Below are 17670 nucleotides of genomic sequence, written 5' to 3' on the forward strand. Positions count from 1 at the left end.
CCGAGGTCAGGCCGTGAGGGCTGCGGCGGCGTAGCGGTTGGCGGGGCGTTCCAGACCCAGCAGACCGCGCAGCGAGGACGCCTCGTACGTACTGCGGAACACGCCGCGCCGCTGGAGCTCGGGCACCAGCCGGCGGGTGATGGCGGGCAGGTCGTGGGCCATGACGCCGGGACGCAGCCGGAAACCGGTCAGGCCCGTCTCCCGCCACTCCTGAAGCAGGTCCGCGAGCTCGGCGGGGGTCCCGCTGAACGTGGCGGCGTCGGTGGGGGCCGGGGCGCCTGCGACCCGGTCGAGCCGGTCGCGGCGGGCGGCGGCCGCCGGGCCGTCCTCGTCCAGGAACACGGTGAGGTCGGCGAAGACGTGCCGAAGGCCGGGTGGCGGGGGCAGCACGGCGGCCGCGGCCCGTGCCTCGTCCAGGTCGCGCGGGGTGACGTACACGAGGTCGACCAGGGCGGCGCGGGGGGCCACCGTGCCGGCCGAGGCCGTGACAAGGGGCTGTCCCTGCGGCGGACGCGGGGTGATCGACGGCCCCCGGACGCTGAAGTGCGGTCCCTCGAAGTTGATGTAGTGCAGCTTGTCGCGGTCGACGAACCGGCCGGTGGCCACGTCCCGGATCTCCGCGTCGTCCTCCCAGCTGTCCCACAGCCGGCGCACCACCTCCACGTGGTCGGCGGCCTCCTCGGCCAGCTCGCCCACCGGCGCGGGGAACTCGCGGCGCCCGAAGTGCCGTGCCTCGTACGGCAGTCCGGAGGTCTGTACGTGCAGGCCCGCCCGGCCCCGGCTGACGTAGTCGAGCGTGGCGATCGCCTTCGAGATGTGGAAGGGCTCGGTGTGCGTGGCCGTCACGCTCGGGACCAGACCGATGTGCCGGGTCAGCGGCGCGATCCGGGCGGCGGTCAGCACCGCGTCCAGCCGCCCGCGCACCCGGTCCGTGCGCGCGTCGGGTTCCGCCGCCGCGGACGACTGGAGGGCCAGACCGTCCTCGAAGGTGACGAAGTCCAGCAGCCCGGCCTCCGCCTCGGCGACGACGTCGGCCCAGTACCGGGCCGTGAACAGTTCAGCGGGCCGGGCGCCCGGCTCCCGCCAGGCAGCCGGGTGCCAGCCGGCGCCGTCGAGCGCGACGGCGAGGTGCAGTTCGGACACGTCGAACAACGCCTTTCTGATCGACCGTGGTGAAGGAAGGAAAAGAAGGGGTAGTAGGGAAAACGGGTCCGGGAAATCTTCCGGACCGGCTCGAAAAAAAGCTACGGCGTACGGAACAGCGGCACAATGACCGCAGTATTAAGGGAATTTGGCAGCCTTGTTGCCCGGTGTCCGGACCGCGAGGAACAGCGGCCGCCTGCGCAGCGTGAAGCCGATCGACTCGTACAGCCGGATCGCCGCGGTGTTGGACGCCCCAGTGTGCAGGAACGGCACCTCTCCGCGTTCCCGTATGCCCGCGGCCACCGCGCGCACCAGCCGGGTCGCCAGCCCCCGGTCCCGGTGGCCGGGGTGGGTGCACACCGCGCTGATCTCCGTCCAGCCGGGTGGCCGAAGCCGCTCCCCCGCCATCGCGATCAGCCGGCCCTCGTGGCGGATCCCGAGGTACCTGCCCAGTTCCACGGTCCGGGGCAGGAACGGGCCCGGCTGGGCGAGGGCGACGAGGTCGAGCATCTCCGGTACGTCGGCCGGGCCGAGGCGCACCGCCTCGGGCGCCGGTTCGGCGCGCAGTCCGGTGTCGACGAGTTGTACGCCCGGGACCGAGCCCACGGTCTCCCAGCCGTCGGGCGGGTCCAGCAGGCCGGTGAGCCCGACGACCTGCCCGGGACCGGTCAGGGCCTGCAAATCATGCCAGGAGCGGGGGTCTCCGGGGTCGGCGAGGGCGGCGAAGGGGGAGACGTCGTCGCGGTAGCGGGCGGCGCGGCCGCCGTCCGGAGCCGGCACGGCGAACGGGGCGTGCGGACCGGAGAGCGAGGCCCAGGCGGGATTGTCCAGGACATGGGGTGGCATCGGTGGCTCAGGAGTTGGTCAGGGGCAGGCCGGGCGGATTGACCTCGGAGGTCTTCACGGCCTCCTCGGACAGGTTCCAGGCCGCCAGCAGCTTCGCGTACTGCCCGTTCTGGATCAGGTGGTTGATCGTGGCCGCGACGGGCTCGGCCAGCCCGCTGTCCTTCTTGGCTGTCGCCGCGATCAGCCCCTGGAGGGTCTCCCCCGCGCCGGAGAACTGACCCGCGTTCCGGGTCGGCGTGCCGCTGTTGGCCGTCTGGGTGATGTGATAGGCGCTGGACGGGTTCGGCACGAAGGTGATGTCGATCTTCTTGCCGCTGAGCGCCAGGTAGGTGCTGTTGCTGTCCGGGAAGTACTTGACGTCGATGTCCTTGCCCTCGGACCGCAGTCTCGCCTGCCACTCCAGGAGGATCTTCTCCTGGTTGGTGCCCCGGGCAACCGCGACCGTCTTGCCCGCGAGGTTGCGGTAGTCACCCCCGAAGTTCCAGGGGTTGTCCTTCAGTACCTCGAAGGCCAGGTTGTCCTGCCGGTACGAGGCGAACTCGTACTTCTTCTTCCGCTCCTCGGTGACGGTGACGTTGGTGAAGCCCACCTCGACCTTGCCGCTGTCGATGCCGACGAACAGGTTCTCCCAGGTGGAGTTCTTCACCACCGGCTTCAGCCCGAGCGTTGCGGCCACCAGCCGTCCGAGGTCCGGCTCCGCGCCGGTCAGGGTCTTCTGGTCGGTGCCGACGTACGCCAGCGGCGGGAACCCGGCGGGCAGCGCGCCCACCCCGATGACCAGTTCCCCCCGATCACGGACGGCCTCGGGCAGTTTCGCCCGGAGGGACTCCTCCACCGGGACGGTGAGGTCGGTCTGCTGCGCGGCGCCGTTGGACAGGGCGCCGACGGTGACCGTGGCGGTGCCCGCCGGGGCACCGCTCCCGCCGGCTCCGGTGGCTGCGCTCTTGCCGCCGCAGGCAGTGAGCCCGGCGACGAGAGTCGCGGCGGCGGCCGCGGTGGCGAGGGCTCTGCGGAATGGCTTCAGGCGGTGCATGGGTGACGTTCCTTCGACTCGCGGGTTAGGGGGTACGGGGCGGGGTACGCGGTCAGAGCACTTTGCTCAGGTACTCCCGGGTCCGGGGGTGGACCGGGTTGTCCAGGACCTGCTCGGGCGGGCCCTGCTCGACGATCCGGCCGTCGTCCAGGAAGACGATCTCGTCGGCGACTTCGCGGGCGAAGCCGATCTCGTGCGTGACGATCAGAAGGGTGGTCCCGCCACCGGCCAGGTCCTTGATGACGGCCAGCACCTCGCCGACCAGTTCCGGGTCGAGCGCGGAGGTCGGCTCGTCGAAGAGGATGACGCCAGGCCGCAGCGCGAGCGCGCGGGCGATGGCCACCCGCTGCTGCTGCCCGCCCGAGAGCTGCCGCGGGTAGGCGTCGGCCCGGCTGCCGAGACCGACCCGTTCCAGCAGCTCACGGGCGAGCGCACGGGCCTCCGGCCTGGGCAGCCGTCCGGTCGCCACCGGCGCCGCGGCCACGTTGTCGAGCACGGTGAGGTGGGGGAAGAGGTTGAAGTTCTGGAAGACGAAGCCGATCCGCGCGCGCTGGGCGAGGATCGCGCGTTCGCTCAGCTCCTTGAGCCGTGTCCCGTGCCTCCGTACGCCGACCAGCTCGCCGCCCACGCTGACCTGACCGGCCTCTGGCTTCTCCAGGTGGTTGACGACCCGCAGCAGGGTCGACTTGCCGGAGCCGGAGCGGCCGATCACCGCGGTGACCGTGCCCGGCGGGACGTTCAGGCTCACCCCGTCGAGGACCCGCCGGTCGCCGTACCACTTGTGCACGTCGTGCACCTCGATGGCGGCGGGCGGACCCGTCGTGGCGGTGGTGGTCATCGCGCGGTCTCCTTCCGGAAGTGTGCCCGCAGCTCGCGCAGGCCCGCCCGGGCCCGCTGCAGGGGGGTGGGCGGCATGGTCCGCAGTGCCCCGCGCGCGTAGTACCGCTCGACGTAGAACTGCACGACGGACACGACGCTGGTCAGGACCACGTACCAGGCGGTGGCGACCAGCAGCAGCGGCACCACGTCCCCGGGGTAGGTGGCGCCCAGGCTCTGCACCGAGCCGAACAGGTCCAGCAGTGACACGTAGAACACCAGCGAGGTGGCCTTGACGAGCCCGATCAGCTGGTTGACGTAGCTGGGCACGATGGAGCGCAGGGCCTGCGGGAACACGATCCGGGCGAACTGGTAGCGCTTGGGCAGTCCGAGCGCGGCGGCGGCCTCGTGCTGGCCATGGTCCACGGAAAGCAGCCCGGCCCGGACCACCTCCGCGGCGTACGCCGCTTCGACCAGGCTCAGTCCCACGACCGCCACGGCCATGTCGGTGGCCAGCTTCGACTCGTCGAAGGTGACGAGGGCCGGACCGAACGGCACCCCGAGGCTCAGCGTGGGGTACAGGGCGCTGAGGTTGTAGAGGAAGAGCAGGACGACGATCAGCGGCACGGAGCGCAGCAGCCAGATGTACGTCCAGCTCACCGTCCGCAGTACCGGGCTGGCCGACAGCCTGCCGAGGGCCAGCAGGATGCCGCCCAGCAGCCCCAGGACCGCGCTGTACGCGGCCACCTGGAGTGTGACGAGCAGACCGTCCAGGATCACCGGCCGGGTGACCCAGTACGCGAACCGGTCCCACTGGTAGAAGGGGTTGGTCAGCAGCCCGTGCGCGGCCTGGGAGGCCAGCACCAGCACGACGAGGGTGGCGACCCACCGCCCGGGCCGCCGCAGCGGCAGCACCCGCTCTGCCGGAGCGGGCGGACCGGACCGTCCGGAAGGGCCGGACGGCGCGGTCAGGAGAATCGATTCGGTCAAGGACACTCCCGCAGGCTCGGTCATATTCGGAATTCCGGGAACGGGTATCGGGCCGGCTGTACCGGCGAATTCACGGGCGGGACACACAACGCCTCCGCCGGACACAATGCACAGCAGTTCATTCGAATGCGGCGGCCGCCTCGCGCAGCGCGCGGGCCACCAGTTCCGGGGCGTACGGCGCCTGCGCGCCGGGCGTGTACGTCACGGATCGCAGGCCGCCGGTGTAGCGGAAGCCCCGGTGGCGCTCGTACACCGGCCAGGAGACCGGCGACTTGCGGTCCACTCCCACGCTGATGCCCTGGAGCGGGGCCATCCCGATGAGCTGGTGCACGCTGCCGGCCAGTCGCCCCGTCTGCACTCCGTCGACCAGCAGCCGGAACTCCCAGCGCAGGCCCTCCAATGCGGTGGCCGACAGGGTGACGGTCCGTCGTCCGACGGGCAGCGGACCGGCGTCGGCCTCGTGCAGCCTGCCGTACTCGTTGTAGGCGAAGCGCAGCCGCCCGTCTTCGACGTACAGGCTGTAGCCGCCGCCCTGGTCACCGTGGGACACCAGCACGCCCTGGTCACCGGCGCCGTGCTCGTCGAGCTCGACAGTGACGTCGAAGGAGCGGAAGGAGATCAGCCGGGAGGACCGGTAGCGCTCCAGCTCCGGGGTGCCCGGCAGGAGCGTGAGGGGGCGGTGGAACCGCTCCTCGGCGGGATGGCGCCGGGCGAGCGCCCCGCTGCCGTCGGAGAGGGGGAAGACGCCGTTGCGCCAGGCCGCCGCTTCCCAGGCCGCGGCCAGCTCCTTCACCACCTCCGGGTGGTCGGCGGCGACGTCGGTGGTCTCGGTCGGGTCGGTCGTCAGGTCGTACAGCGCCCATTCGCCGTCGTCGTACGGGGCGCCCGGCCGGTGCAGGGTGACCAGCTTCCAGCCGTCCCGGTAGTAGCTGCGGTTCCCGGACATCTCGCAGTACTGCTCGGTGTGCGCGCCCGGGGTCCGGGCGTCGCGCAGCACCGGGGTGAAGCTGACCCCGTCCGGTTCCTGCGCGGGGCGCGAACGCCACTGCTCGGGCCGCCGTACGCCCACCAGGTCCAGGAGGGTGGGGGTGACGTCGGTGACGTACTGGTACTGGTGGCGGATGCCGGGGTCGTCACCGCCGCGCCGCAGCCCGTCCGGCCAGGAGATGACGAACGGGACGCGCACCCCGCCCGCGTAGGTCTGGCCCTTGTACAGCCGGAACGGGGTGTTGGAGGCCATTCCCCAGCCGCGCGGGTAGTGCACCAGGCTCCGCGGGCCGCCGATGAGCTCGGTGTCCCGCGCCACGTCCGGGTCCCAGTCGTCGGGGACGGGCTGGTGGACGAAGCGGCTGAAGTAGCTGCGGGTGCCCTCCGCCCCGCCCTCGCCGGTGCCGCCGTTGTCGGAGGTGAACAGCACGATGGTGTTGTCGAGTTCGCCGAGGGCGCGCAGGGTGTCGGTGAGCCGCCCGAGGTTCTGGTCGATGTTGTCGACCATCGCCGCGTACACCTCCATGTAGCGGGCGTAGCGGTGCTGCTGATCGGGCGTGAGCCCGTCCCAGGGCGGGACGTCGTGGCCGGCCTCGGAGTTGCGGTCCGGGAGGGCGGTGCCCGCGGGGAACAGGCCGTCGGCGATCTGGCGGGCGAAGCGGGTGCCGCGCAGCGTGTCCCAGCCGCCGTCGTAGCGTCCGCGCTGCCGCTCGATGTCCTCGGGCTTGGCCTGGAGCGGACCGTGGACGGCGTTGTGCGCGAGGTAGAGGAAGAACGGCTTGTCGGGGTCGTGCGCGCGCAGCGACTTCACCATGGCGATGGCCTCGTCAGTGATGTCGTCGGTGTAGTAGTAGCCGTCGGGCAGTTCGTCGATGTCGAGTGGGCTGTTGTCGCGGACCAGTTGGTGGGGGTGGAACAGGCTGGTCAGGCCCTCCAGCACGCCGTAGTACCGGTCGAAGCCCTTCTGCAGCGGCCAGTTGCGCCGGTCGTCGGCGGCGTTGGAGGCGGAGTCGCGGGTCAGGTGCCATTTGCCGACCGCGTAGGTGGCGTATCCCGCGTCGTGCAGCACCTCGGCAAGGGTTGGGACGTCCTGGCCGATCTCCATACCGTAACCGGGGAATCCGGGGTCGGAGTTGGCGACCGTCGAGTACCCGACGCGGTGCGGGTTGAGGCCCGTGAGCAGGGCCGCTCGGGCGGGGGAGCACAGCGGCATGGTGTGGTAGTTGGCCAGCCGCAGGCCGTCCGCGGCCAGCCCGTCGAGCACGGGAGTGGCGATCTCGGCGCCGAAGGGGCCGATGTCGCTGTAGCCCATGTCGTCGACGAGGACCACGACGATGTTCGGGGCGCCGCCGCCGAGCGTGCGCCGCGGCGGCCAGGCGGGTTCGGACTCGGCGAAGGTGCGGCCCACGTGGCCCGCGAACCCCTCGTAGGGGTCACGGCGGTTCGGGGTACCGGTCGGCTCGGTCACGGGCGGGCCTCACTGCCGCGGCGGTTGAACGGCAGCCGGCCGAGGACCACCGCCATACCGCAGGTGTCGGTGAGCGCGGAGAACACCAAGCCCGCGGCGATCGCCGCGGACAGCAGCTGGAAGACCGGGTGCACGAACAGCCCGAGGAGCAGGCCGAGCAGCACGACGGCGCCCGCGGTGAAGCGGACCTGGCGTTCCATCCCCCACACGGCCCGGGCCGGGCCGTCCGGGGAATGAAGGCCATGGCCGGCGGCCGTCCAGGCGCTGGTGCCGCCGGTGAGGCTGGCAGCGGGGACCCCGTGCGCGGCGAGGGCCGCCGCGGCCTTCCCGGAGCGGGCTCCGGAGGCGCACACCAGCAACAGGGCGCCCCGCTCGGCGGCCTGCCGGAGCTCGGGCAGGCTCCGCTCGATCCGGTCGAGGGGGACGTTGACGGAGTCCGGCAGATGACCGGAGGTGAATTCGCCGGGGGTCCGGACGTCAACGACGGTCAGCTGGGGCAGGCGGGCCTTCGCTTCGCCGACGCTGAGGGTGGGGGAAACGCTCATGGCGGAACTGGTCCTTGGCTAGGTCGGAACGGGCAGGGCCTACGGGGTCCATGGGGGCCAGGCCGTGCCGGGGATGTTAGGCACTTCCGGGCCGCCCGGACGGGAGGCCGCACGACTGCCATGAGGTCGCCATGCAGCGGCAACAACCGGGGCTCGCCCGGACGTCTCAATAGGGCGTTCATCGTCGGTACTCGTGGGACACCAGCGGGGCACGGGGACGGTGGCGGACGTCCGGCTCGACGACGAGTGCGCCAGGGCGAGCGAAGGAAACGGCTCCGCGGCGCAGGGCGCCGACACATGTTCTTCATGCCCTGTGCATGGAACAGGTTTGGTTCGCCGACCCATGATCGGCTGAACACCCGCAGCCGCCATCGAGGAGCAGTCACCCATGCCCAGCCGCCGTACCTTCCTGGCCGGCTCGTCCGCCGTGCTCGGCCTGACCGCCGCCACTACCACCGTCGCCGGGTCGGAGCAGGCAGCGGCCTCGGTGGCGGTCCCGGAGACGGGGGACGGCCCGGTCGGCAGGCCGCCGAACGTCGTCGTCGTCCTTGCCGACGACCTCGGCTACGGCGAACTCGGCGCCTACGGCCAGAAGCTGATCACCACACCCCGCCTGGACCGGCTCGCCGCCGAGGGACTGCGCTTCACCGACGCATACTCCACCGCCGCCGTCTGCGCACCCTCCCGCTGCTCCCTGCTGACCGGACTGCACACCGGCCACTCCACCGTGCGTGCCAACCCCTCCTCCGGGGGCCAGGGTTCGCTCACCGCCGCCGACACCACCTTCGCCCAGGTGCTCCGGGCCCGCGGCTACCGGACCGCCGTGATCGGCAAGTGGGGGTTCGGGCCGGAGGCCGCCGGCCAGGACAGCCATCCGGCCGCCCGCGGGTTCGAGGAGTTCTACGGCTACATCACGCACGGCCACGCCCACGAGTACTACCCCGAGTACCTGTGGCACAACGATGCCAAAGAACCCATCGCCGCCAACGCCGGCGGCGCGAAGGCCGTGTACGCCCCGGACCTGCTGGAGCAGCGCGCCCTGGAGTTCATCGACGCCCACGCCGACGAGCCGTTCCTGCTGCTGCTCACCCCGAACGTGCCGCACGCGCCCAGCGACGTACCCGACACCAGCGCGTACGACGATCGCGGCTGGACGGCCGCGAACAAGGGGCACGCGGCCCAGGTCAGCTACTTCGACGCGCTCGTCGGCAAGGTGGTCGACCGGCTCCGCGCCCGCGGGCTGGAGCAGGACACCGTCGTCCTCGTCACCAGCGACAACGGCCCCCACGAGGAGGGAGGGGTCAACCCCGACCTGTTCGACGCCAACGGCCCGCTGCGCGGTTACAAGCGCAACCTCTACGAGGGCGGCGTACGGGTCCCGCTCATCGCCTGGGGCCCCGGCCGGGTCAGGCAGGGCACCAGCGACCGTCCGACCCCGCTGACCGACGTGCTCCCCACCCTGGCCGAGCTCGGCGGCGCCCCCTCCCCCACCGGCGTGGACGGCCTGTCCGCCGCTCCCCTCCTCGCCGGCAGCACCGACTCGGCCCGCCACGGACACCTGTACTGGTTCCGCGACGAGTGGGGCGTCACCAGCCGAGCCAACGCACAGGACAACAAACGTGCCACGTGGCTGGCCGAGGCAGTCCGCCGGGACAACTGGAAGGCAGTTCGCTTCGCCCCCGAGCGGGACCACAGCCTCCCCGACGACAAGTGGCAGGTGGAGCTGTACGACTTGGCCACCGATCCCGGCGAGACCCGCAACGTCATCGACAAGCACCCGGCGAAGGCCGCCGAACTCGTCGCGCTGATGCGCTCCTCCTGGAAGGACACCTATCCCCGCACACCGTTCGGCACGCGGCTGACCCTGCCCAGGCTGGCTGTCCCCGGTGAGGCGTTCACCGTGACCGCCACGCTGGACAACGGCTCCGCGCGGCCCTGGACCAACGCCTCGCTCGTCCTGCGCGCCCCCGCCGGCTGGACCGTGGCCCCCGCCTCCCCGGCCACGGCGGAACAGCTCGCCGCGGGCGGCCGCCTCACCGCCTCCTGGCAGGTGGTCCCGCCCGCCGACGCCGCTCCGGCGACCGCGTGGGCGCTCACCGCGGAAGGCACCGCCGACACGCCGTCCGGGCCGGTCCGCTATCCGGCGACGGACACCGTCCCGACGCCGCCGGCCGCCCCCGTCCGCGACTCGTACCTCTCCGACCTCACCTGGATCAGCGCCGCCAACGGCTGGGGGCCGGTCGAGCGCGACGCCTCCAACGGCAAGAACGCCGTCGGCGACGGCCCGCCGATCTCCTTCGGCGGTACGACGTACCCCAAGGGCCTGGGCGTCCACGCGCCCAGCGACATCGCCTACCACCTCGGCGCCGCCGCCACCCGGTTCACCTCGCTGGTCGGCATCGACGACTTCTCCGCCAAGCAGAGCAGCGCCGGTGCCACCCGCGCCAAGGTCTACGGCGACGACCGCCTGCTGCTCACCACCCCAACACTGACCGCGGCCACCGGCCCGGTCCGCGTCGACCTGGACGTCCGCGGGGTACGCGTCCTGCGCCTCGTGGTCGAGGACGCCAACAACCGCACCTCCTTCGACCACACCTCCTGGGCCCTGGCCCACGTCACAGTGGAGTGAACACTCCAGCCCACAGGCCGGAGAGGCCGTTCCGGACCACACCAAGGCGCCAGCCGCGCCGAGACCCTTCGGCGGGACACGTTGTGCCCTTCTCTTCCACGGCTCCGGCCGTTCCAGCCCGCCCCGGTGCGGTGCGCAATGAGCACTCCGGCACCCAGGCAGCGGCCTGGTAGCCGCCGGTGATGAAGCAGCATCCCGGAGGCCGTCACTGTCTGCGGCTGAAGTGTCCTTCGAGGCGGTCGGTGAAGGGGGTGAGCCCGGTGCCGAGCGGCGAGCTGTACCGGGCCTTGACGAGGATGTTGGTCTCCTGAGTGCGGTCGTAGCACGTCGAAGGGAACCCTTCGATCGTGAGGCCCACGGGCAGGGGACCTGGTGCCGATGGCCGACAGCCACGCCAGGGCGACACCGCTCCTACACCACTGGGGCCGTGGTGCGGAGGTAGCTGTTGAGGTGGGCGATGTGGGCGGGCGTGGCCTCGCGGATAGCGGTGAGGATCTCGGGCTGGAGCGCGATCGGGCGGTCGAGGCGTTGGAGGGCCTGGTGGGCTTCGGCACGTGCCTGGGCGGCGATGGGGTCGGTGTCGAGGAAGTAGGGCAGCCGCATCCCGTATTCGGTGGCTGTCTCGACGGCGTCGGCCACGAACAGGTCTACCGACTCCTCGACCGTCATCGTCTCGACCGGGGCCCGCTCCGGCGCGAAGGGGGCCAGGAGTTCGGGCTGGACGGCGGGGCCCAGGATCTGGTCGGTGAGGTGGCGGGCGATGACGGGTGAGCTGTGGAAGCCGTCGCGGTAGGTGCCCGTGGCGACGTGGAGGCTGTCGAGGTGGGTGGGGCCCAGGAGGGGGAAGCGGTCCAGGGGGACGGGGCGGTGGGCGTAGTGCCAGTTCCGGACGGCCGACATCGCCAGGCGGGTGTCGAACTGGTCGGTGGCGAACCGCAGCAGGAACTGGGTGACACCCAGGCGGGGGCCCTCGGGCGGGTCGAAGCAGACGATGTTCGTCGCGCCGAGGTACTCGATTCCGCCGCCCAGCGGGACCAGGTGCATGCCGCACGCCCCGGAACGGGTGGGGGTGCGGATCACCCGGTCGAAACCGGGACCGGCATGGCGCAGGGTCGTCACCGCGCAGCCCGTGCCGTGCAGCAGCGGCGGGGTTCGGTGCGGGAGGGCCTGGTCCAGGAGGGTCTGGGAGGCGGCTCCGGCGGCCACCACGACAGCGCCTGCGGAGATCTGGCTGCCGTCGGCGAGACGCATCCCGGTGACGTGGCCGTTGGCCGTCAGTAGCCGGGATGCGTGGCCGTCGACGAAGGTGACGCCCAGGCGGCGGCCGCGGCGTTCCAGGGCGGTGAGGACGGCGCGGGCGTCGACGGCGCCCTCGCGTTCCAGGTAGAGGGCACGGACCGGTCGTTCGTGGGGCACAGGGCGCAGGCCCGGGATGTCTTCGGGCTGCACTTCCTGATGCGGCTCCCCGTGCTCCTTCAGCGCCGCCTGGACCGCGTCGAAGTTGCGTACGGCTGTGGGGGTGGCCTGCGCGCCCAGGACGACGAACGTGCCCGGCGACACCAACCGGGGCGCCGGCCCCTCCCCGTCACGTACGGCTTCGAGCCAGTCGGGCCAGGCGTCCAGAGCGGCCCGGGCCAGCGCGAACTTCGCCCGCGACACCGGATGACCGGAAGTCGTGTCCGTGACTTCCGCGAAGCAGTTGAGCATCGCACCGGCCGCGACCGTTGCCGAGCCGGGCCTGGCGACCGGGCCGACCACCACCACCCGCAAACCCGGGCAACGGCGCGCCAGCTCCACCGCAACCGACCACCCGAGCACCCCGTTGCCCGCCACCACCACGTCCACAACCATCCGCCCCACCCCACCAGCCCCTTCACCCCGAAGTGTCACGGAAGCCTCCCCCACACCCACCGCCCTCAAGCCACCAGCCGCACCACCAGGCAGCGAGCACAGGGCATCCGTACCTCTGTGGGCACTTTGGCAAGTACCCCGACAGCAGGTGTTGAGGTGGGCGATGTGGGCCGGCGTGGCCTCGAGACGGCGGTGAGGATTTCGGGCTGGAGGGCGATGGGGCGGTCGAGGGTCAGCCCCATGACCGGGATCCGGCAGCACGTCCACGCCCGGACCGTCGGCCGGCCCGCCGGTCCGGGCGTGAGGCCGCCGGTCAACCGGCGGCGGGCACCGCCGTCGGCCAGTCAACGACAGCCGAAGGTGCGAAGCCCGCCCCCTGACACCTGGTACAGCGTCAACCTGTCCTTCGCGCGTTCACCCCCGACTCCGGCCCGTCCTGACCAAGCGCCGCGGTGACAGCGGAAAGAATGATCACCGATCCGTGATCGCGATCCGACCGGGAAAGGCCGCAAAGGTGGACAAGGACTTCTTCCAGCGCAAGATGACCACGCGCTTCAACAGCATCGACCACGACCGCGACGGCGTCATCAGCAAGGCGGACTTCGAAAAGATGTCAGGAGACGTCCTGAACCGATTCGGGCTCACGCCCGAATCCCCCGAGGGAAAGAAGCTCTCCCACGGCGCCGAGCGCTACTGGAACAACCTGGCCGAAGCCGCGGACGTCAACAGCGACTCCCAGATCACACCCCAGGAATTCCAGCGGGCGGTCACCGAGTCGATGCTCGGAACTGCGGATGGCTTCACGCAGACCGCCCAGCCCTGGTACGAAGCCATCGCCGAGGCAGCCGACACGGACAGCGACGGCAAGCTCAACGCCGACGAATACCACCGCATGATGACCGCGCTCGGAGCAACCGAAGACGCCGTGAAGAAGACCAGCCCCCACCTCACCGCCGCCGACGGCACCATCTCCGTCAACGCCGTCATCACGTCAATCGAGGCCTTCTACACCGGCGTCGAGCCCGGCCACCCCGCCGCCCACTCGTTCGGCCGCTTCTAACACCCACACCGCCGGCCCCTTCCCCGCCTCCCCGCACCCGGCTCGGGACGTACACACGAGCGGCGCCGCGCACTGCACTTGGTGGTGCTCGCCTTCGCCGAGCAAAGGGCCGGCCCCCGCCGGGGCCCTGCGCTTCGCTTCCCGTTTCACGGGGCCCGGGATTCACGGCCCGTTGGGCCGGGGCCGCTCCGCTCCCCCACCCGGGCCGTTCCGACTCCCCCTCCAGAACGGCCGGGCCGCCCGGCAGGCCGCGCTCCGGGGGGCCGTCCGGCGGCGCCGAGCTGACGGGGCGGCTGTGCACCCCCTGCGAGATGAAGCGTTCTTGGTTGGCCCGCAGGCCGCGAAGGGCCGCGCCAATCGCACAGCCTCGGGCTCGGGTTCACCGTTGTCGCCCACCCCCACCCGTCAATCGAAGTAGTTCTCGGGACCGGACCCCTCGCGAACGGTGTCCAGGGTGAAGCAGTGGAAGCCTCCGCCGAACAGTCGGCGGTGGCGGTGACGGACCGGCACCACGGTGAAGCCGTGCTTCTCCAACGTGCGGATCAGTTCCGGGCAGAGCGCGTTGACCATGACGGTGTCCGGGGAGAGCGAGAGCACGTTGAGGTCGATGAACGGGCTGGTCAGGACGAGGTCGTCGGCCTCGTAGTCGGGGAAGGAGTTCAGGTCCGGCTTCGGCGGGAAAATGATCTTCCAGCGGCGAAGCGGCTCCGGCAGCCGGGGGACGAACGAGGGGTCGCGCACCAGCAGGACACCGGGCCGCAGGGCCAGCACGATGCTGTCGAGGTGGTTGTCGGCGAGCCGGTACACGCGGTGCAGCCGGAAGCGGTCGGCGGTGTGCCGCTGCAGCCAGTCGAAGCCCAGTTGATGGTTCTGCGTGGAGACGTTGACCAGGACGTCCTGTCCGAACCGCACGCACTGCGCGGCATCGATCATCATCTCTGTGCCGACGTCCAGCTGCGAAGGATGCGGGTCGGCGATGTACTGCATGGACGCGGTGGTCGAGCCGCTGACGTACGAGGTGTCGAAGGAGCGGTCCGTCATCACCGGGCGCGGCATCACCGTCCATCTCGCGCCGCGCTGGAAGTACTCGTAGAACAGCGGCTTGAGATGGTGCGATTCGAAGTAGCGGGCACGGACCTGGGGCGGGGTCTCGATGATCTCCCCGCCCAGGACGAGCGTCTGGTCACGGACGTTCAGCGCGGGCATCACTCCGGCCTCCCAGGCGGGCGTCCGCACCGACCCGGCCGCCGTCAGTGGCATGGGCCGGCGCACCGTGACACCGCCCTGCCGCAGGGCGTCGGCCATGCCCTCGATGTCCTCGTTCAGCTCCTCCACGTATCTCTTCTTCACCTCCCGGCGGACGCTGACCGCGCCCGGCGCTCCGTAGGCGGGGCTGTAGAAGGCCCCGTGCGCCTCGTCATGGAAGAACAGACGGAAGGAGAAGTCGAGTTCGTGCGCGTCGTGGTTCAGACCCGAGCCGAGTACGACCTCCTTGAGGGGTGACCACTCGTCATAGCTGTTGACCGTCGGACCGGTCCCGTCGCCGGACCCCAGGTCCTCGAGGGGTTGATCCTGGCTCTGCTGGGTGTCACGTGTTCCGGCCGCACCTGTCACGGCTCGTGCTCCTCCTCCGGCTGGGCCGCCATCCTGATTGCACCGACACTGGTGGGAACCATCTACGACATGAACTTCGAGGACATGCCGGACTCCAGCGGGCGGGCGGCTACCCTTTCGTGATCCTGCTGATGGCTGTGGTCTGCATCAGCCTGTACCTCATCCTCGAGAAAAGCGGCTGACCGCAGAAGAGGCACTGGCCGGGAGGCTGGGTGCGTCACCCGCGGTTGTCCTCAGGTGCCCGCGGAGGCTGCACGCCCTCACTACGACGGGAGCGTGATCCCTTCCCAGCCGGCGGGCTCCTCGTGCCAGCGCGCCTTATACGTGTACGCCGGCGGCTTCAGGTAGTAGTGCTCTTTCGTGCTCGGCCGGAAGACGGTGAGCCAGGACGAGACGTAGTCGGGCGTGTACTCCGTCTCCACCTGCGCCGTTTCGAGGCCCGGCGGCACCATCCTCGCCTGACAGATCAGGACATCCCCATTGGAATGGATGCTGACGGCCTTGAATTCGTCGAACTCCATCGGTGACTTGAATCCTTCGAGCAGGCTCTGCTCAGCCGGGACGAAGAGTTTCTTCATCTCCGCCTTGGACGACGCTCCCAACCGCATCGCCTCGCCGATGTCGAAGACGAAGGAATGCATGTCGGTGGACACCAGGAACTTGTCCTGACGCGGGAGCGGGGCGAAGTCGTGAGGGCCCTCCCGCCAGCCGTAGTTGCCATGCTTCGGGTTTTCGGACTCGGGCAGTTCCTGCGAGTCCGGGAGCGGGAAGACCATGGGGTGGCCGAGGGGTCGCTCGTGCCCCTCGCGCAGGGGGTAGGCACACAACACCCCGTAGACGTGCTCCGACTCCTCGCAGGTCCAGTAGGGGTCCAGCTTTTCCTTCGGGTCCCGGTACTCCCAAGTCTGCGGGAACACGCTCGATCCCAACGCCCACAGCAGGTTTCGCTTCCTGTCCCACTTCAGCGCGTGACCGGAGGCGAGGGAGCATGTCTGTACGAGCGTGGCGCTCCCGTCAGCGTGGAGTTTGCGGACTTCGAGCCCGTAGCCCCTGCCGCCGCTGGAGGCGGACACCATGTACGGGCCGGGAATCAGCTCGACCGCATGCTCGTTGTTGCCGTGTTCCCCCATGTGCCAGCGCAGCCGCGAGGAACCGAGGGTGTCGGCGGACCCCGGCGTTCCGAGATCGACGACAGCCTTGCTGTCGCCGCACATCACCACCGCCTGCGTGTTGTTGTGGAAGCGCACGTCAGTGCATGTGTGCTTGGGCTTCCTGGCATTCTTCGAAACCTTCACTCGAAGGTGCTCGGTATATTTGCCGCCTTTTCCTCTGGATGCCACGATAATATCCCCGGAGGTTCCGGTGACGAACTTACTCTCGAACGGATCGGCGGGCGCCGCAGCGCTGTTCTCGGTCACGTCGGCCAGTATCAGCATGAATTGAACCAACGAGGCAAGCACACCCGAACGTGTCGGTGAGCCCGGTTCAGACTCAACGTTTTTGCGCTTCCCAGTCCCGGTCCGCAGTCAGCGTTATGACCGTTATCGCATCGGGTGGGCTCCGGGTTCCACTGCTCCGGGTCCGGTGGTGTTGTCGTCGAACAGGCGGAACGGCAAGGGGCGGGGCTCCCAGAGCCGGGCATTGCCGGTCAGGGCCGACATCGGCATCCATGTCAGTTGGAGTGCCTGAGGGTGAAGTGCTCGCCGGAGCACACCCCTAGCTTGGCGGCCGTCTTCGGGGACATTCCGGCGTTCTTCATGAGCCCAGGACCATGGGATATGGAGCTTTCGGGACGTTGATCACCGGGGATCAGCGCGCGCTCGGGCAGGCCACGGAGGACCGGTTCGCCGACACCGAACTCCCCTGTGCGAACACACCTCGGCCCTTGCCGGGAGCATCACAAATGACGACACCGCCGGGTGGGGATCCCCCACAGGTCCTGCGCCCGACGTGGTGAAGCCTGGCGGCGACACGGCGTGCCTTGCCTGGCTTGGCTCGTCGCGTGCTGGAGCCATCATGCGCCACCTCGCTTGGACACACCCGGCTGAGTGATCCCCCAGGCGTGCCGATCCAGATGAGGCAGTGGGGCGTACAGCGGCCTCTACGGTCGATCCGCAATCCTGTGGAACCGCATCCAAGGAGCACATCATGGGAATCCTCGACGGCGCCGCGAAGACGGCAGGCCAGGTCCGTGACGCCGGCCACGCCGCCCTCGGCGGCAAGAACGCCTCCGGCCTCAAGCACCAAGTCGTCACGGTGAAAGGGCGACCCGCAGGCGATCAGTATGGTGACCTGACCAACACCCACGCCCCGCTGATCCTGGAGGCCAAAGCTCCCTCCGGGTACATCGTCACCGGAGGCGGCTTCGAGCTGCCGGACTACAACCGCGCCGACGCGACCGCCCCCGGGCCGGCCGACCGAGTCAACACCAGCCGTCCCAGCGATGGCGGAACCGGTTGGACCGTCTCATTCAACGTCGACTTCCGGGGACCCAGCGTGGAGAACTACCCCGAATTCACCGTCTACGCCGTGTGCGTCGCGGCCGACCACTGAAGACGGCCAAGGGCTGTCCGTAATCCCCGGCGGGCGCACGACGCCGGCTACGGCACCGCGCCGCGTTGTCGGAACGCCTGAGAGGCCCTGGTGCCCAACTGGTCCTGGCGCCAGCTGGAGAACCACGACCACGCG

14 protein-coding genes and 1 pseudogene are annotated in these 17670 nt (G+C 70.4%); 4 read left to right on the plus strand and 11 right to left on the minus strand.

What is annotated here, in order from left to right:
* Nucleotides 1-6: 6 nt before the first annotated feature.
* The 7 genes from AB0O21_RS27670 to AB0O21_RS27700 all read right to left on the minus strand — a co-directional run bounded on the left by AB0O21_RS27670 (nt 7) and on the right by AB0O21_RS27700 (nt 7828).
* Complete coding sequence (locus AB0O21_RS27670) at nt 7-1152, minus strand: LLM class flavin-dependent oxidoreductase (protein WP_365175311.1); 1146 nt, start codon at nt 1150-1152, stop codon at nt 7-9.
* A gap of 129 nt (nt 1153-1281) precedes the next feature.
* Nucleotides 1282-1989: a GNAT family N-acetyltransferase gene (locus AB0O21_RS27675; protein WP_365175313.1), complete on the minus strand. Its 708-nt coding sequence runs from the start codon at nt 1987-1989 to the stop codon at nt 1282-1284.
* A gap of 7 nt (nt 1990-1996) precedes the next feature.
* Nucleotides 1997-3022: an ABC transporter substrate-binding protein gene (locus AB0O21_RS27680; protein ID WP_365175315.1), complete on the minus strand. Its 1026-nt coding sequence runs from the start codon at nt 3020-3022 to the stop codon at nt 1997-1999.
* Between the two features lie 52 nt (nt 3023-3074).
* The gene (locus tag AB0O21_RS27685) at nt 3075-3860 is read right to left on the minus strand and encodes an amino acid ABC transporter ATP-binding protein (protein ID WP_365175317.1); all 786 of its coding nucleotides are present in this window, start codon (nt 3858-3860) and stop codon (nt 3075-3077) included.
* Nucleotides 3857-4852, minus strand: coding sequence for an amino acid ABC transporter permease (locus AB0O21_RS27690; protein ID WP_365175319.1), 996 nt, complete (start codon nt 4850-4852; stop codon nt 3857-3859). Before AB0O21_RS27690 ends, AB0O21_RS27685 begins: the two co-directional genes overlap by 4 nt.
* A 94-nt stretch (nt 4853-4946) precedes the next feature.
* On the minus strand, nt 4947-7283 hold the full coding sequence (locus tag AB0O21_RS27695) for an arylsulfatase (protein ID WP_365175321.1): 2337 nt from the start codon (nt 7281-7283) through the stop codon (nt 4947-4949).
* Nucleotides 7280-7828, minus strand: a complete 549-nt coding sequence (locus AB0O21_RS27700; protein ID WP_365175323.1) for a rhodanese-like domain-containing protein — start codon at nt 7826-7828, stop codon at nt 7280-7282. The genes AB0O21_RS27695 and AB0O21_RS27700 overlap by 4 nt, the downstream gene beginning before the upstream one ends.
* A 388-nt stretch (nt 7829-8216) precedes the next feature.
* Between AB0O21_RS27700 and AB0O21_RS27705 the strand changes: the two genes are divergently transcribed.
* Entirely contained in the window at nt 8217-10457 is a 2241-nt protein-coding gene (locus AB0O21_RS27705) for a sulfatase-like hydrolase/transferase (RefSeq protein WP_365175325.1), read from the plus strand.
* Between the two features lie 205 nt (nt 10458-10662).
* Here AB0O21_RS27705 and AB0O21_RS27710 read toward each other — a convergent pair whose 3' ends face one another.
* Nucleotides 10663-10815: a hypothetical protein gene (locus tag AB0O21_RS27710; protein WP_365175327.1), complete on the minus strand. Its 153-nt coding sequence runs from the start codon at nt 10813-10815 to the stop codon at nt 10663-10665.
* Nucleotides 10816-10868: 53 nt separating this feature from the next.
* A complete protein-coding gene (locus AB0O21_RS27715) occupies nt 10869-12308 on the minus strand; it encodes an FAD-dependent oxidoreductase (RefSeq protein WP_365175329.1) in 1440 nt (479 codons plus the stop codon).
* Between the two features lie 481 nt (nt 12309-12789).
* On the opposite strand from AB0O21_RS27715, the gene AB0O21_RS27720 reads away from it, so the two are divergent.
* Complete coding sequence (locus AB0O21_RS27720) at nt 12790-13368, plus strand: EF-hand domain-containing protein (protein ID WP_365175331.1); 579 nt, start codon at nt 12790-12792, stop codon at nt 13366-13368.
* A 405-nt stretch (nt 13369-13773) separates the two neighbouring features.
* Here AB0O21_RS27720 and AB0O21_RS27725 read toward each other — a convergent pair whose 3' ends face one another.
* Complete coding sequence (locus AB0O21_RS27725; RefSeq protein ID WP_365175333.1) at nt 13774-14982, minus strand: glycine amidinotransferase; 1209 nt, start codon at nt 14980-14982, stop codon at nt 13774-13776.
* Between the two features lie 15 nt (nt 14983-14997).
* Between AB0O21_RS27725 and AB0O21_RS27730 the strand changes: the two are divergent.
* A pseudogene (locus AB0O21_RS27730) lies at nt 14998-15164 on the plus strand (CorA family divalent cation transporter); the annotation flags it as partial.
* A gap of 81 nt (nt 15165-15245) precedes the next feature.
* On the opposite strand, the gene AB0O21_RS27735 reads toward AB0O21_RS27730, so the two are convergent.
* Nucleotides 15246-16418, minus strand: a complete 1173-nt coding sequence (locus AB0O21_RS27735) for a hypothetical protein (protein WP_365175335.1) — start codon at nt 16416-16418, stop codon at nt 15246-15248.
* A gap of 712 nt (nt 16419-17130) precedes the next feature.
* Between AB0O21_RS27735 and AB0O21_RS27740 the strand changes: the two genes are divergently transcribed.
* Entirely contained in the window at nt 17131-17535 is a 405-nt protein-coding gene (locus tag AB0O21_RS27740) for a hypothetical protein (protein WP_365175337.1), read from the plus strand.
* The last annotated feature ends 135 nt before the right edge of the window (nt 17536-17670 follow it).

This window comes from Streptomyces sp. NPDC091371 (assembly GCF_040684275.1).
Taxonomy (GTDB): Bacteria; Actinomycetota; Actinomycetes; order Streptomycetales; family Streptomycetaceae; genus Streptomyces.